General features: G+C 69.6%; 13 protein-coding genes and 2 pseudogenes. 5 read left to right on the forward strand and 10 right to left on the reverse strand.

Annotated elements, in window-relative coordinates:
• Positions 1–30 precede the first annotated feature (30 nt).
• On the reverse strand, positions 31–2,097 hold the full coding sequence (locus ACZ4MU_RS18625; RefSeq protein ID WP_467877469.1) for a hypothetical protein: 2,067 nt from the start codon (positions 2,095–2,097) through the stop codon (positions 31–33).
• A 422-nt stretch (positions 2,098–2,519) separates the two neighbouring features.
• Positions 2,520–3,430, reverse strand: a pseudogene (gene aac(3), locus ACZ4MU_RS18630) (aminoglycoside 3-N-acetyltransferase).
• Positions 3,431–3,608: 178 nt separating this feature from the next.
• Here aac(3) and ACZ4MU_RS18635 point away from each other — a divergent pair.
• On the forward strand, positions 3,609–4,019 hold the full coding sequence (locus ACZ4MU_RS18635) for a RidA family protein (protein ID WP_467877472.1): 411 nt from the start codon (positions 3,609–3,611) through the stop codon (positions 4,017–4,019).
• A gap of 841 nt (positions 4,020–4,860) precedes the next feature.
• On the opposite strand, the gene ACZ4MU_RS18640 is transcribed toward ACZ4MU_RS18635, so the two are convergent.
• The 4 genes from ACZ4MU_RS18640 to ACZ4MU_RS18655 all read right to left on the reverse strand — a co-directional run bounded on the left by ACZ4MU_RS18640 (position 4,861) and on the right by ACZ4MU_RS18655 (position 8,360).
• The gene (locus tag ACZ4MU_RS18640) at positions 4,861–5,712 is read right to left on the reverse strand and encodes a methyltransferase domain-containing protein (protein ID WP_467877474.1); all 852 of its coding nucleotides are present in this window, start codon (positions 5,710–5,712) and stop codon (positions 4,861–4,863) included.
• Positions 5,713–6,322: 610 nt separating this feature from the next.
• A complete protein-coding gene (locus ACZ4MU_RS18645) occupies positions 6,323–7,522 on the reverse strand; it encodes a threonine aldolase family protein (RefSeq protein WP_467877477.1) in 1,200 nt (399 codons plus the stop codon).
• 195 nt (positions 7,523–7,717) lie between these two features.
• Positions 7,718–8,020, reverse strand: a complete 303-nt coding sequence (locus ACZ4MU_RS18650; protein WP_467877480.1) for a hypothetical protein — start codon at positions 8,018–8,020, stop codon at positions 7,718–7,720.
• 118 nt (positions 8,021–8,138) lie between these two features.
• Entirely contained in the window at positions 8,139–8,360 is a 222-nt protein-coding gene (locus ACZ4MU_RS18655; RefSeq protein ID WP_467877483.1) for a hypothetical protein, read from the reverse strand.
• On the opposite strand from ACZ4MU_RS18655, the gene ACZ4MU_RS18660 reads away from it, so the two are divergent.
• Positions 8,331–8,420, forward strand: coding sequence for a hypothetical protein (locus tag ACZ4MU_RS18660; protein ID WP_467877485.1), 90 nt, complete (start codon positions 8,331–8,333; stop codon positions 8,418–8,420). The two genes, ACZ4MU_RS18655 and ACZ4MU_RS18660, sit on opposite strands and share 30 nt — an antisense overlap.
• An 83-nt stretch (positions 8,421–8,503) precedes the next feature.
• Here ACZ4MU_RS18660 and ACZ4MU_RS18665 read toward each other — a convergent pair whose 3' ends face one another.
• A complete protein-coding gene (locus tag ACZ4MU_RS18665; RefSeq protein ID WP_467877488.1) occupies positions 8,504–9,460 on the reverse strand; it encodes a GlxA family transcriptional regulator in 957 nt (318 codons plus the stop codon).
• A gap of 94 nt (positions 9,461–9,554) precedes the next feature.
• Between ACZ4MU_RS18665 and ACZ4MU_RS18670 the strand changes: the two genes are divergently transcribed.
• Entirely contained in the window at positions 9,555–10,148 is a 594-nt protein-coding gene (locus tag ACZ4MU_RS18670; RefSeq protein WP_467877492.1) for an MBL fold metallo-hydrolase, read from the forward strand.
• Here the strand turns inward: ACZ4MU_RS18670 and ACZ4MU_RS18675 are convergent.
• On the reverse strand, positions 10,120–10,722 hold the full coding sequence (locus tag ACZ4MU_RS18675) for a TetR/AcrR family transcriptional regulator (protein WP_467877495.1): 603 nt from the start codon (positions 10,720–10,722) through the stop codon (positions 10,120–10,122). The genes ACZ4MU_RS18670 and ACZ4MU_RS18675 overlap by 29 nt on opposite strands.
• 214 nt (positions 10,723–10,936) lie before the next feature.
• On the opposite strand from ACZ4MU_RS18675, the pseudogene ACZ4MU_RS18680 reads away from it, so the two are divergent.
• Positions 10,937–11,467, forward strand: a pseudogene (locus ACZ4MU_RS18680) (alpha/beta fold hydrolase); the annotation flags it as partial.
• Between the two features lie 50 nt (positions 11,468–11,517).
• Here ACZ4MU_RS18680 and ACZ4MU_RS18685 read toward each other — a convergent pair.
• Together ACZ4MU_RS18685 and ACZ4MU_RS18690 are read right to left on the reverse strand one after the other, a co-directional pair.
• Positions 11,518–12,939 (reverse strand): amidase, encoded by a 1,422-nt coding sequence (locus ACZ4MU_RS18685; RefSeq protein WP_467877497.1) that lies wholly within the window; start codon positions 12,937–12,939, stop codon positions 11,518–11,520.
• Positions 12,902–13,135 carry a hypothetical protein gene (locus ACZ4MU_RS18690; RefSeq protein WP_467877500.1) on the reverse strand — a complete coding sequence of 78 codons (234 nt, stop codon included), beginning with the start codon at positions 13,133–13,135 and terminating at the stop codon, positions 12,902–12,904. Before ACZ4MU_RS18690 ends, ACZ4MU_RS18685 begins: the two co-directional genes overlap by 38 nt.
• A 138-nt stretch (positions 13,136–13,273) precedes the next feature.
• Here ACZ4MU_RS18690 and ACZ4MU_RS18695 point away from each other — a divergent pair, with 138 nt between their 5' ends.
• The gene (locus ACZ4MU_RS18695) at positions 13,274–14,179 is read left to right on the forward strand and encodes an MBL fold metallo-hydrolase (protein ID WP_467877502.1); all 906 of its coding nucleotides are present in this window, start codon (positions 13,274–13,276) and stop codon (positions 14,177–14,179) included.
• Positions 14,180–14,320 lie beyond the last annotated feature (141 nt).

A 14,320-nucleotide genomic window follows, 5' to 3' on the forward strand; every position in this document is an offset into this window, starting at 1 on the left:
CTCCCGGGCACGCCCGGACCGCGGACGGCCTCACTGGATGTAGCAGTAGCGGTTGCTCAGCGGGACGTTGTCGAAGCGGACGGTCCGCCACGCGGTGGCCGGTGTCGCGCCGAAGAAGACGTTGACGCGGACGACCAGGCAGCCGCCCCGGTTGTAGGCGGAACGGGTGTTGTTGAAGGCACTGTTGTAGTAGTACGCGACGGCGATCGAGCAGGCCCCCTTGGCGATGGGGTGCGGGAGGTTGCCGCAGATCACGCCGGAGGCCGTGGCGACGGTCCAGCCGTAGTTGTCGAACTTGGACTTGATCCAGCGGGTGGCGGACTTGCTGAAGTACCAGGAGCAAGTGATGATCCCGCAGTTCCGCTTCACCCACGGGTCCGCGACCACGGGATAGGCGGGGGTGACGGTGTTGCCCCCGGTGTCGGTGGCCGGCGTGAGGTCGATGGCGAGCCTCAGCGTGTTGCCGTCCACGGTGTAGCTGGTGGGCCAGCTGCGCCCGGTGGCGTCCTTGGCCCACGGCTTCTGGATACGGGTGACCTCCTCGATGAGCACGGCGTCCTCGGTGCTCGTGGTGTGCTCCTTGACGATCAGAGCGCTGCCGTCGAGTTCGTCGATGGCCAGGTGCGCGCCGTCGGGCAGCGTCATCGGGAAGGAGTAGCTGGTGGGTGCGCTCGCGTCGGCGAGGTGGGCGAAGGTGCGGAAGCCGCCGTCCGTGGTGGGCTGGACACCGACGGAGTAGTGGGGCGTGGCCCCCGCGTACACGACGGTGCCCGCCGGGGTACGGGTGGCACTGCCGACCGCGGGGAGCTTGAGGTTGGTGGTCCCGGCGTCGCTGGTGACGGTGACGCCCTGCTGCGGGTCGCGGGCCACCTTCACGGTGGTGGTGCCGGAGTCGTCCGTGCGCGTGGTGGTCGCGATGTTCTCGGTGTCGGCGTTCGCCTCGGTGCTCAGGTCGGCGGTACCGGTGAGGTTCTCGATGGCCTCGCCCGCCGAGGCAGGCGCAGGAAAGACCCGCTGGACCGATTCCGTGTACGAGAACACGTCGGCCCATACGGTCACCGGGCTGGTCCCGGAGTTGTGGAGGGCGACCTTGCCGTCGGCGCCCAGCCGGGCCAGCGTGAAGCCGCTGGCCTCGGTATCGGGGGCGTAACCGATGGCCGGACCGACGGGGACCGCGGTGCCGCCGGGGTGGATCTGCACGGAGCCCTCACCGGAGCCGAACGCCGTGACGCTCAGGCCGACCGCGGTGGTGTTGAGGACCGGCACGCCACCCAGGCCGCGCGGGTCGACCGTCTTGTCGCCGCCCGCGGGGATCACCAGCTTCTCGGCGATGCGCGTGGGCGCGATGGACCGCAGGACCGCGCGTCGCGCGGTGGTGGAGTCGGTGGTGAAGTAGCCGACCACGTCGGCCGTCACGTCGACACCGCCCCAGCCGAGGTTGTGGATGTTCACCTTGCCGCCGCTGCCGACCTTCGCGATGACGAAGTTCTGCTGGGGGACGTCCTTGAGGTAGTCGATGGTGGCGTCGGCGGGCCAGGCTTCCCCGGAGGGGTACACCCGGACGGTGCCGGTGTTGTTGGTGCTCTTGGCGGTGACCGCCAGCGCCACGGACTGCACGCCCGTGGCGGGCACGCCCGCCTTGCCCAGCGGCTGGAGCTCGAAGTTGCCGCCGCCGCCCACACTGGTGGGCGCCAGTACGCGCTGGGGGTCCAGGGCCACGTACGCCGCTCCCTGGCCATTGGCCTGGCGCAGTGTGTAGCCCAGCACGTCCAAGTAGACACGGGCAGTGGCCGTACCCTGGTTGACGACCTTCACCTGGCCGTCCGCACCGACCTTGGCCACGAGCATCGACGAACCGTAGTGCGCTCTGTCGTAGCTGAGGGCGACCGAGTCGGGCTCACCCTCGCCCGACGGGTAGAGCACGAGTGAGCCGCTGTCGCTGTTGCCCTTCGCGGACACGTTGACCGCGATGGAGTCGAGACCCGAGGCCGGCAGCGAGGACACCCCGGCGACCTTCACGGTGGCGGAGCCACCCGCCTCGACCTCGACGTTGTCGAAGACCCGTGCCCGTGCGGGGATGTACTGGCCCCCCGTCAACTCCTGTCCTACCAAACCGGCTTGGGCGTCCCGTGCCCCTCGGGCCGTGTCCGGCGCGACCGGAGGCCGCTCGGCGGGCGCCGACACTGCGGCATCCGCCGAAGCGACCACGAGAAAGAGCGATAACACCGAAATGGCAGCATGACGCAAACGCACGCCGCTCCCCCAGTTCCTTGAAGACAATCACCTGCTGAGGGAGCCCCGGGCATGCCGGAGCCCGTCAGGCGGTCGGTTGTCCGACGGCAAAGGGATGCTGGCACAGGCCTGGACCTTTGTGCACCCGTAGCGCACGGACTCCATCGGGCGTCCAGTGAAGCTCCACTTCCTTGGCCGCCCTCCCCCTATGGGGACCGACGAGCCGAACATTCCTGTGTCTCTTCGTCGCTCCGGGCCCGAGGCGGGCGGATGCCTCTGCTGCGCGCTTACCTGCTCAGTTTGCTCTCGATCCAGGTGGTGGCGAAGTCGATGACTGCCACGGCCTCGAACAGATGGCTGGTGGCGGCGCCGACTCTGCCCTGTCGACCGATCCCCGCCGCGAGCATGTCTTGGGCGATGACTTCGAAGGGTTCTTTCCCTTCGGGCACCACGGCCGAGTGATCGAAAGCTCCGTCTTCCGAGTCGATGTCGTGGAAGCGGCGCCAGACGCGTTGACCCCGAACGAGGATGGGCTGTTCATAGTCCACGAACCGTTTGCCGGGAGCCTTGGCGAGCGCCTCGGCGTGGTGCAACAGCGTCACGGTGTCCAGGGGAGCACCGAGCAGCAGGACCCGTCCGCCGCAGGCGGCCAGCCGTGCCAGGGGGCTGTCGGAGCCATGCGGATCGTCCCAGGGGTGGTCGGCCATCAGCTCGGTTGCTGCCGCTCCCAGGGCTGCGAAGCTGACATCCGGATGACGACTGCGGACAGCTCCGGGCCAGCGTCGCAGCGCTTCTGGAAGACGGCCGTTGTTGTGGTCGGCCTCGCTGAGGGCCGGGTCGTAAGCGGGCTGTTCCGCGCGCAGGGCACCTGCCACTCCTGTGGCCAGGTGACGAAGTCATAGGGGGGTGCGTCGTTCCAGCCGCAGGTCACCATGAGGGTCCCCTGCGTTCCGACGACATCGTGGAGGGCTTCGATGATGATCTGCGGTCCGCCGGCCACGTAGCCGATGGCGGACATCCGAGTGTGAAACATGACAACGTCGCCGTCTTCAAGGCCGAGCGCCGCCAGGTCACGGCATATCCGGTTTCGGGTCACGGGACCGCTGGAGCGTTTGAGCAAGTCCATTTCGTCCATGGCGGCGAACCTATCCCGCTGCCGTACGGCTGCCGTATGAAGGCCGAGGGAATGCCGAGACATAGGTGTACCGGTCGGGGCCGTCGAGGTTGTACGTCAGGTGGAGGTTGGCGGCGAGCCAATGATGCGGTGTGGGCCACGATCGGCGACGGAGCGTGCTATCGAGCTGCACCACCGGTCACGACGGCCGCTTCAGAGAAATCCGGTGCCTGCGGACACCGCGCCAGGCAGACTCACGGACATGATGGAGAAAATTACCCGCATCAACCCCGAGCAGCTGCACGAGACGCCCGGCTACCACCACATCACCGTGGTAGAGGCAGGCCGTACGGCCTATCTGTCGGGACAGTGCCCGCTTGATCGGAACGGTGACCTCGTCGGTGCCGGTTCCCTCGAAGGTCAGGTCGACCAGGTGGTGGCGAACGCGCTCACTGCCCTGGCAGCGGCGAGCGCTGAGCCGGACCACGTGGTGCGTTCAGTGATCTACGTGCGGAGCGACGAGAGGGGCGTGCTCTCGGCCGCATGGCGTCGGCTCACCCAGTCCGCCCTGGGTCCTGCGTTCACCACCGCCAGCACCCTCTTGGGCGTCGCGCAACTGGGCTTTCCCGGACAGCTCGTCGAGGTGGATCTGACCGTAGCGCTGCCTGACTGACTTCGAACGGCGCCTCGAACCGGGCCCACCCACCCTTCGTGTCTAGAGCCACCTCCATGCGCTCACCCTTCCAAATAGCAGAACCTGGCCCGAAGTACGCCCAGGTCGGGGACGTCGATTCGGCACAGCCTGGCCAGCCCCTGCTTGGCTCGTAGGCGGCGTGGTCACAACCGCCATGCGCCAGGTGGTGCTGACCGACATTTCGCGCGTGTGAGGGTCGGGCCGGATGCTGTCGGCCACGGCATGGCTGACAGCGTGTGACGACCGTAGGACCTACCCCCAGCCGTCAGGCCAAGCGGCCGGCTCCTCAAGGCCTCCGTTTGGGGAGCGCTTCGGGGGTAGGCGAGGCACATGTTCAGGCACCGGCGTGTACGTACAGTTGTTGTTCTCCTGGTGAGCTGGGTGGTGTTGACGGGGGTCGAGAGGTGGGGCGAGGACGCGCCGTGGCGGGCGGCGCTGCGCGGCGGACTGCTGTGGGCAACCGTGGTCACCGGCGCCTGGTGGTTCGCGGAATGGACTCAGACGAGCCGCCCACGAAGGGCCCAGCCTGACCGTGGCGGAGACCATCACACCCCCGTCTGAACCCGGCCGTGGCGGATCGATGGACCGTGGGAAGTCCCTGTACTGGCACATGACCCACCCACCCCACCCCGCGGCCACCGGGAGTGCCACGCAGTTGCTGTCACCGGATGGCAATGATCCGACGCCCTGCGGAATAGGCAGCAGCATGCCGATTCCGCAGGGCCGCTGAGCGCGGTGGACGCTGAGCTACCCAGGGCAAGACAAGGCACAAGGCTCGCCCACGGTTTGTCGGTAGGCAGGTGCATGCGTCCGTTCGTGGCTAGCGAGGCTGGTAGGCGGTGGCCAGCACGGAGACGGTGACATCATCGGGCAGGAATCCGTCCTTGTTCAGATCTGCACGGCTCACATGGCGCGCACTCGGTGTCATCCCTATCAAGTCCAGGGCATCCACCCTGGTCAACACCACGCGATACTCCACCTCTTCGGTGACGGCGGCCTCGAAGAATGGGTCCAGGGAACGGTGCAGGCGCCGCTCCTTGGCCGGGTCGACCGTGACCATCGCAGGCAACCGGTCGCGCAGCTCGGCCAGATGGCGCCCGGTGGGACGGATCACGATCAACCGGCCGGTCGGGCGCAGCACTCGGTGGAACTCGGCCGGGTTGCGCGGGGCGAACACGTTCAGCACGACATCGACCGCCTCGTCGGCCAGCGGGAAGGGACGGAAGGCGTCCCAGGCCGCTGCGGCGGCTCGGTCGTGGGCGCGGGCCGCCGAGCGCAGCGCACGCACCGACGTGTCCATACCCAGACCGCGGGAGCCGGGTAGCTGGTCGAGTACACCGGCCAGGTAGTAGCCGGTGCCACATCCCACATCCAGCACCGTGGCCTGCTCGGACACGGTGTCGGTGGTCAGGCGCGCCGCGACGTCGCGGATGGGCGCGTAGGCGCCGGTGGCCAGGAATCGTTCCCGGGCCTGGACCATGGCGGTGTCGTCGCCGCTGATGGCGCGCGTGCCGGTCAGCAGACTGGCATAGCCGTGCCGGGCGATGTCGAAGGTATGGCCCAGCGGGCAGCGCAGTGCGTTGCGGTCGGGATGCAGGCGGCGCGTACTGCACGTGGGGCAACGCAGCAGGTCGAGGGACATTTCGAGGGCAGGGGGAAGCGACACGGGCACAAGGCACTCCTGGCAAGGTGAAGGGAAGAGACCGTGCCCGCACGTGCGCTCAGACCGTCACTGCCTCAGAAAGACGGGCAACGCCGGGAGGGTGGCTCACGCAGCAGGCACACCGAGGAGGGCGACGCCGTCCGGCATCGCCCTCAACAGCTTCCGATCACAGGAAGCAGCAGTGCGGAACGCTCATGAATGCCACGTCATGAGTCTACGACCACGCAGGACCGGACAGATCCGTGCTCCAGCAACTCCAGAGCTGGCCAGTCCATACGGGCTCTCAGCGGCGTTGGTGCAATGGGTCGGCTTGCCGGTTCCGGGGGCGAGTGGGACGTGGGACGTTTCCGTCCGTGGCGTAGCTCGCACCAGCAAGCGGGCCGGGCCTGGACCAGTGGGTCAAGGCCCTGGGTATGAGCGGCGGTCTCTTTGAGGCTGCCCCTCGGTCGTACGTCAGCGTCGCTGGCAGCGGTAGAGACAGCGGCAGCGGCGAAGCAGCCGCCTCACGTAATCACCGAGGGTCCTGCCGAGCAGCAGGACCTCAAATCGAGGACCCCCTCGTGCTTCGCCTGCCCGGAGGCCAGGGCACTCCCCCGACCTGCCGGGCCTCCGCCGCCCACTACTTCGTCGTACGGCTCGCTGACAAGTCAGGCCCTTTCCCCAGCGCTTGGAGCGTCTCTTCCATCTCGCGGACCCTACGGCGCAGTTCCACCAGTTCCGCGCGCTCGGCAGTGGTCAGCGCGCCCGCCGGCCCTTCGCCACGCTCCGCCGCCAGCTCCTCCGCGATCGCCGCCGCGAACGCGTCCACGTCGTCCTCGGTGGTGTCGAAGGAGGTCATCCAGCGGACCTCACCGGCCTGCTCGTCCCACGTATAGAAGCGGAAACGCTTCTGCAGGCGCTCGGTGACGGCCGGCGGGAGCACGGCGAAGATCTGGTTGGCCTGCACGGGGCGGGCAATCTCCAGGCCCGGCAGTTCGCGCACCGCCTCGTACAGCCGCTGGGTCATCGCGTTGGAGCGGGCCGCCGAGCGCAGCCAGAGGTCGCCGCCGAGCAGTGCCTCGAACTGCACCGACATGAAACGCATCTTGGAGCCGAGCTGCATGCTCGTCTTGCGAAGGTGGGCCATGCCGCGCACCGCGTCCTCGTTGAGCACGATCACCGCCTCGCCGAAGAGCAGCCCGTTCTTGGTGCCGCCGAACGAGAGGACGTCCACCCCGGCGTCGGTGGTCATCTCGCGCAGGGATACGCCGAGGGTCGCGGCGGCGTTGGCCAGCCGGGCGCCGTCCAGGTAGACGAGCATGCCGAGGTCGTGTGCGTGGTCACAGATCGCACGGATCTCGTCCGGCGTGTAGCAGGTGCCGAGCTCGGTGGACTGGGCGATAGAGACGACCTTGGGCCGGGCCCGGTGCTCGTCCTCGAAACCCCATGCCTGACGGTCGATCAGCTCGGGGGTGAGCTTGCCGTCCCACGTGGGCACCGTCAGGAGCTTGATTCCGGCGACCTTCTCGGGCGCCCCACCCTCGTCGACGTTGATGTGGGCGGACTCGGCGCAGACCACGGCCTCCCAGCGGTCGAGCATGGCCTGGAGCGCGAACACGTTCGCGCCGGTGCCGTTGAAGACCGGGTATGCGTGCGCGGTGGGGCCGAAGTGGCCGCGTATCACTTCCTGGAGGCGCTCGGTGTAGACGTCGGCGCCGTAGCTGGCCTGGTGGCCGCCGTTGGCCAGGGCGATCGCCGCAAGGACTTCGGGGTGCGCGCCCGCGTAGTTGTCGCTGGCGAAGCCGCGCTCGTCCGGGTCGTGTCGTCGCTGGAGGGTCATGGTGCTCGCTCACTTGTTTCGGTCGTACGGGTGTGACACAGGTAATCCGGGGGCGTCGGCCAGTCCGCTCAGACCGGCGCGACTCCGGTTCCGTCCGTGCGCGGGCCCTCTCCAGGCCGCGCACCAACGGCGGCGCGGCGAGCCCGAGCAGGGCGGAGAACGCCGCGAGGACCAGCCAGCCGGTCGCCGCCGCCCCTACCGGGTGTTCCCGGACGCCGGAGCGCCCGGGAGGCCGACGACCAGGGAGGTCATCAGCCACCGCCCGGCGGACTGCTGGAGCCCGCGCCCCAGGGAGAACACCGCCTGGTGCTCCCCCTGCCGACCCGCCGGGGCGAGCCCGAAGGACAGGCCCCAACTCGTCGGGGCCTGGTACAGCTCGCCCAGGACGAGCACCAGCGCGCCGCCCGGCAGGGCCGCCCTGTCCAGGAGCGCGCCATGCCCCCGTTCACCGGGAAGACCAGGCAGGGCCCCCAGGGCCCACCCCGCCCACCGCAGCATACGTGCCGCTCCCGCCGGGGTGCGCGCGCCCCGGTCGAGGTGCCGGGCGCGATGGCGGCTCCGGCCGGCGCGGCGCCGCCGAGGAAGCCCAGGCTGAACAGGTTACGCATCTGCGCGCTCACCCCGACCCGCTCCCCCTCGCCCACAGCGTGCCGGTGAGCGACGCCCGGAGCGCGCCCGCCGAGGTCTCCAGGACCGCGATGGCGCAGGCGACCGCGAGGAACGCGGCGAAGTCGTGCACCAGGCAGTACGCGGTGAAGCCGACGGCCGCGAGCAGGAAGTTGCCGTCGCCCAGCGGGCCACAGCGGCCGTGGGAGCCGAGGCGATGACGATCGGCCACCACATCTTCTTGCCACGGCAGGCGGCCAACGGTCTAGAAACATGGCCGATCCTGTGGTGATCGCCGCGCCAACCATGCTGCGAAGAGTGGCCGGTGCCTCCTACCGGGCAGGGGCCCCGTAGGCCCCCCGCTTTCCCGGTGCGCTACGAAAGGCTGGTGAAGGAGCGCCGGTACACCTGGGGTGGGACTCCCCGGCGTCGTACGAACTGTTCGCGCAGTACGGCCGCACTGCCGTAGCCGACTTGGCGGGCGATCTCCTCAATGGCGAGGTCAGTGGTTTCCAGGAGTTCTTCGGCCCGGCTCAGCCGGAGGTGACGCAGCCAGGCGTGCGGGGTGGTGCCTGTCGCGGCGGTGAAGCGGCGGGCGAAGGTGCGTTTGCTCATCATGGCGCGGCGGGCCAGTTCCGTGACGGGCTGCGGCGCGTCAAGGTGCTCGCGGGCCCAGGCGAGGACCGCCGCGAGCCGTTCGTCCTGGCCGTCCGAGGGGACGGGCGCGGCGAGGTACTGGGCCTGTCCCCCGTCGCGGTGTGAGGGCAACACCACGTCCCGGGCGACGGTGTTGGCCAGCGCGGCGCCGTGCTCCCGTCTCAGCAGGTGCAGGCAGAGGTCAAACCCGGCGGCCGCTCCCGCGCCCGTGACGATGTCCCCCTCATCGATGTAGAGCGCGTCGGGGTCCACGGTGACCTCCGGGTGGCGGCCGGCGAGCAGCTCGGCGAACCGCCAGTGGGTGGTCGCCCGCCGGCCGTTGAGCAGCCCGGCGGCGGCGAGCGCGAACGTCCCGACGCAGTGCGCCGCGACGACCGAGCCGCGCCCGTGTGCGGCCCTCAGCGCGTCGAGCACGGCACGGTCGGGTGTGGTGCGAAATTCGGTTCCGGGCAGGGCGATGAGCAGGTCGGCGTCGGCCAGTCGGTCGAGCCCGTGCGCGATCGAGAGCGGTACGCCGTGGTCCGTGGGCACCGGCCCCGGCCGGTCCGCGCACAGTGCGAAGTCGAACCCTGGCAGGCCCGTTCCATGGGGGCCGAACACCTCGGTGACGATGCCGACAGCAAGCATGCCGACGCCTGGAGGGACGTACGCGGCGACGGTCGTGAAAGGCGGCATGGACGGAGTCTGGCATATGGGTGGCAGAAATCCTGCGGTAGGGGGCACCTTTGCCACTCGTTGAATGGCCGTCCCACCCACAAGGATTGAGGACATGACAGACACACCGCTCGGCCGCAGCGCCGTGTACCAGGTCCTGACCACCGGCTATGTGGGCTCCACCGGCCCCGGGGTCGCCGCGACCGTCTCCTACGTCGCCGACGCGGGACGCCACGTGATCTTCGACCCGGGCATGGTGGCAAGCCGGGACCACATCCTCGCCCCCCTCGCAAAGCTGGGGCTCGGCCCCGAGGACATCACCGACGTGGTGCTCAGCCACCACCACCCGGACAACACCATGAACGTGGGCCTCTTCCCTCACGCCCGGGTCCACGACCACAAGGTGGAGTACCTGAATGACCAGTGGAAGAACCGCGACGCGGAGGGCTACGAACTCACTCCCTCACTGCGCCTGATCCGTACGCCGGGGCACAGCCCCGAGGACATCACCCTGCTGGCGGGCACGGACGCGGGCACAGTGGCCTTCGCCGGCGACCTGTGGTGGCACTCCCAGGGCCCTGAAGACGACCCGGTGGCCCCGGACCGCGAGGTGCTGCGCGCCTCCCGGCTCCGCGTCCTGACCGTCGCGGACCTGATCGTGCCTGGCCACGGAAGCCCGTTCAAGCCCGACGACACCACTCCGCGGTAACGCCCGGTGGGTCCATGAGTGACGGGGTCACGACGGTTGCCACGAGTCGGCGGGCGTAGGCGGCATCCAGCCCGTCCGGGCGGAAGAGGATGCGGTACATCAGGGGGGCGACGACGTGGTCCATGACCGTTTCGGTGTCGGGTGGGTTCTCGTCGCGTTCGGCTGCGCGGGCGAGGATGACGTCGATCTGCTCGGCGGCGTACGCGGAGCACCGGCCGGCGTTGCTGCCGTCCGGGTCGCCGAGCAGGGCGTCGCGGATGTAGGCGCGGCCTGCGGGGGAAGCCATCTCGTCGAAGAACTGCTCGGCCCAGGCGGTCAGGTCGGAGGCCAGGTCGCCGAGGTCCCTGGGCGCGGTGTCGGGGCGCAGACGCTCGACCGCCACGTCCGACATCAGTTCCTGTAGATCTCCCCAACGACGGTAGATGGTCGACGGCGTTACGCCCGCGCGCTGGGCGATCATCGGTACGGTCAGGGCGTCCCGACCCACCTCCGCGGTGAGTTCGCGGACGGCGGCGTGCACCGACGCCTGCACTCGGGCGCTGCGCCCGCCGGGGCGCGCCATCTGGCGACTCATGACACCAGCCTAAAGCAAACATATTGCGTCTGCTGCTTCAGCTGTAGATCGTGATCTTGCTGGTCAGGGTGGGTGCGGGGACCGGTGCGGGGCCAGGTACGGCCATCGTTGCTCACCGTGAGGTGTGTGAACCGACGATGAGAGGGTGGCCGCAGGTCCCAGCAGGCATCTCGCTCGGTGGCGGTATCTTCCAGAACGAGAAAGAGGGCGCGTGATGACCTGGTCCGAACGCACAGTGGAACGCGACGGGTGCGCCTGTCCTGCCGCGACCGGGGCGGTTCAGGGCCGCCCGTCGCCCTCTTGCACGGACTCGCCGGGCCATGCGGGCGAATGGGACGCCCTCGCCCGGGCCCTGAACCCCCGCTACCGGGTCGTCGCCGTCGACCAGCGCGGCCACGGCTCCAGCGAGCGCCTCCCGCGTGAGGTGGGCCGTGCCGCGTACGTCGCCGATGTCGTCGCCGTCCTCGAACAGCTCGACCCGCACCTTCCCGTTCAGGTGGGGCAGCCCCTGGGCGGCCGCACCGCCATGCTCACGGCCGCCGCACACCCCCACCTCCCGCGCGCGCTCGTCCTGGTCGAAGCCGGCCTCGGCGGACCGAACCCGGATGTGCGGGCCGAGATCGGCGGATGGCTCGACTCGTGGCCGACACCGTTCCCGTCACGTGAGGCCGCCGTCGCATTCCTCGGCGGCGGTGCGGTTGGCGAGGGCTGGGCCCCCGGGCCCGTCGTAAAAATGCGGCCGCGAGCGGGACCGGCCCCAGCCGGAGGGCGGGGCTGGCGGATCGCTCGCCAGGCCTACCCTCCTTCCCAGGCCACCGGCGCCAGTTCACGGGCCGGTTGGGTCTGCTCGTAGGAGTGACCGACCCTCAGCAGCACGCTTTCTTCGAAGGGGCGGCCGAGCAGTTGCATGCCTACCGGCATGCCCGCCGCATCGGTGCCGACCGGGATGGACAGGGACGGTACGCCGGTGATGTTGGCCGGGGACGAGAGGCGTACGTAAGCGTCGGAGACGCTCTCGACTGTGCCGTCGGGCCAGGTGATCAGCTCCTGGCCGGCCGCCGCCGCGGTGGCCGGGACCGTGGGGGCCGCGATGACGTCGACCTCCTCCAGCAGGCGGGCCCAGGCTTGCCGCATGAGGGTGCGGGCGCGCTGGGCGCGCAAGTAATCTCCGGCGGGCATGAGGTGACCGGCCTCAAGGAGGATGCGCACGTCCGCCTGGTAGAGCTCGGGAACCGTACGCAGGGTCCGCTCGTGGTAGGCGGTGGCCTCCGGCACCATCAGGCCCCACTGGGTGGGCTGGATGTAGCGCGTCATCGGAATCTCCACCTCGATGAGCCGCGCGCCGAGGGTCTGCAACTGTTCGATGGCACGCCGCACGGCGGCTTCCACCTCTGCGTCGACGTGGTCGAAGTAGTAGTTGCGCGGCACGCCGACGCACAGCCCGGCCAGGTCCGCACCCGCACCCGCACCCGCACCCGCACCCGGCAGGTAGTCCGCCTGGGGCGCGACCAGCGAGGCGGGATCGCGGGGGTCGTGACCGGCGAGGACGGGCAGGACCAGGGCCGCGTCCGCCACGGTCCGGGTGATCGGGCCGACGTGGTCCAGCGACCAGGACAACGGCGTGATGCCCGTGCGGGGGACGAGGCCGTAGGTCGGCTTGAGGCCGACGGCCCCATTGAGCGCGGCAGGTACGCGGATGGATCCGCCGGTATCGGTGCCCACACTGAAGGTCGCGGCGCCCGCGGCGACGGCTACGGCGGAACCGCCGCTGGAGCCGCCCGCGACCCGGTCGCGATTCCAGGCGTTGTTGGTCTGCGGGGTGATCAGACCGTACGCGAACTCATGGGTGTGGGCCTTGCCCAACATCACCGCACCGGCTGACGACAGGCGTGCGGCGACGGTGCTGTCGGCCTCCGCGCGGTGGCCCGCGCGAACCCTGGAGCTGGCTGACGTTGCCACACCGGCCACGTCAATCAAGTCCTTCAGCCCCATGGGGATGCCGTGCAGTGGACTCCGGAGGCGACCGGCCGCGGCATCCTTCGCGGCAGCGCGCGCTTCTCGCCGGGCCCGCTCAGCGGTGACGGTGGCGTAGGCATGGAGGTGCGGTTCCACCATCTCGATGCGGTCCAGGACAGAGTCCACCAGTTCGACGGGGGACAGTTGCCGTGCCCGGATCGCGTCAGCGGCTGCGGTCAGCGACAGTTCGAACGGCTGCACAGCACTTCTCCTCTCCCGCGCGGTAGGCGAAGGCGGGCGGGGTCTCGCCGAAGTCGAGCTCTCGCAGGACCGCGACGACGGAATGGATGTGGTTGACGGTGGCCGCGACCACGTCGTGGCGGTCGGCGGGCAACGGGAATCCGGTGCGAGCGGCCCAGTGAGCCGCCTGCGGCGGAGTGAGTTCATCGGCGGACAACGGATCTGCCTCCTGATCGGTCGGGGTGACGGGAAGCCCGCAACACAGCAAAAGCTAAGGGTTTGCTTTAGGTGACGGTAGAACCTACAGTCACCTAAAGCAAATGAGTTGCGTTTAGCGTGAAGGAGAGAAGAGACCATGCAAACCCCGCCCTCCCCCGCCGCTCCCTCTTGGACCGTGGGCGACATCACCGTCCACCGCATCGACGAGACCCCGCTGCCGGCGGCCACCGGACCCTGGCTGTTGCCCGGCGCCACCCCGGACGTGATCTCTCCACACGACTGGCTGCGCCCCGGCTTCGCCGACCACGACGGCACCCTGCACCTCGACAGCCACAGCTTCGCGTTCGCCGTGGGCGGGCTGCGCGTCCTGGTCGACACCGGTATCGGCAACGGCAAGGAACGCGCCAACCCCGCCTGGCACGACCTGCGGACGGACTTCCTCACATGCCTTGCCACCGCCGGTTACTCTCCGGACTCGGTCGACCTGGTGATCCTCACACACCTGCACGCCGACCACGTGGGCTGGAACACCCGGGAGGCGAACGGCAAGTGGGTGCCCACCTTCTCCAACGCCCGTTACCTCACCTCCCGCATAGAGCGGGAGTTCTGGGCCACGTACGACATGGAGGAGCCGCGTCAGCAGATGTTCCGTGACTCCGTGTTCCCGGTCGAGGAAGCCGGACTGCTCGACCTCGTCGACGCTCCGGGAGGGGGCGTCGAGATCGTGCCGGGCCTACGCCTGATCCCCACGCCCGGCCACACCCCCGGTCACATCGCCGTCGAACTGACCAGCGGGGGCGAGACGGCACTCATCACCGGCGATTGCATCCACCACCCGGTCCAGCTCGCCCAGCCCACGATCAGTGCTTGCGTCGACATCGATCCGGCCCAGTCGGAGACCTCGCGCCGCAAACTGCTCGACTCCCTGGCGGACACCAACACCCTTCTGCTCGGTACTCACTTCGCACCCCCCACCGCCGGCCGCGTCATAACCGAGGGGGACGCCTACCGGCTTTCGCCCGTCCCCGCCGAATCACCCTGACCCCACCGGGGAACCCAACACCCAGCCTGGGACGAGCCGGTCGGCCGCCCGTGGCGGCGGTGGGGAGAACAGCAGCTGGCGCATGGCATCCGCACGGCTGATCGTGTACGAACCGACCAGGTGCTCGCAGCGCGCCGCACA

It is taken from the genome of Streptomyces sp. NPDC026377, assembly GCF_055567715.1.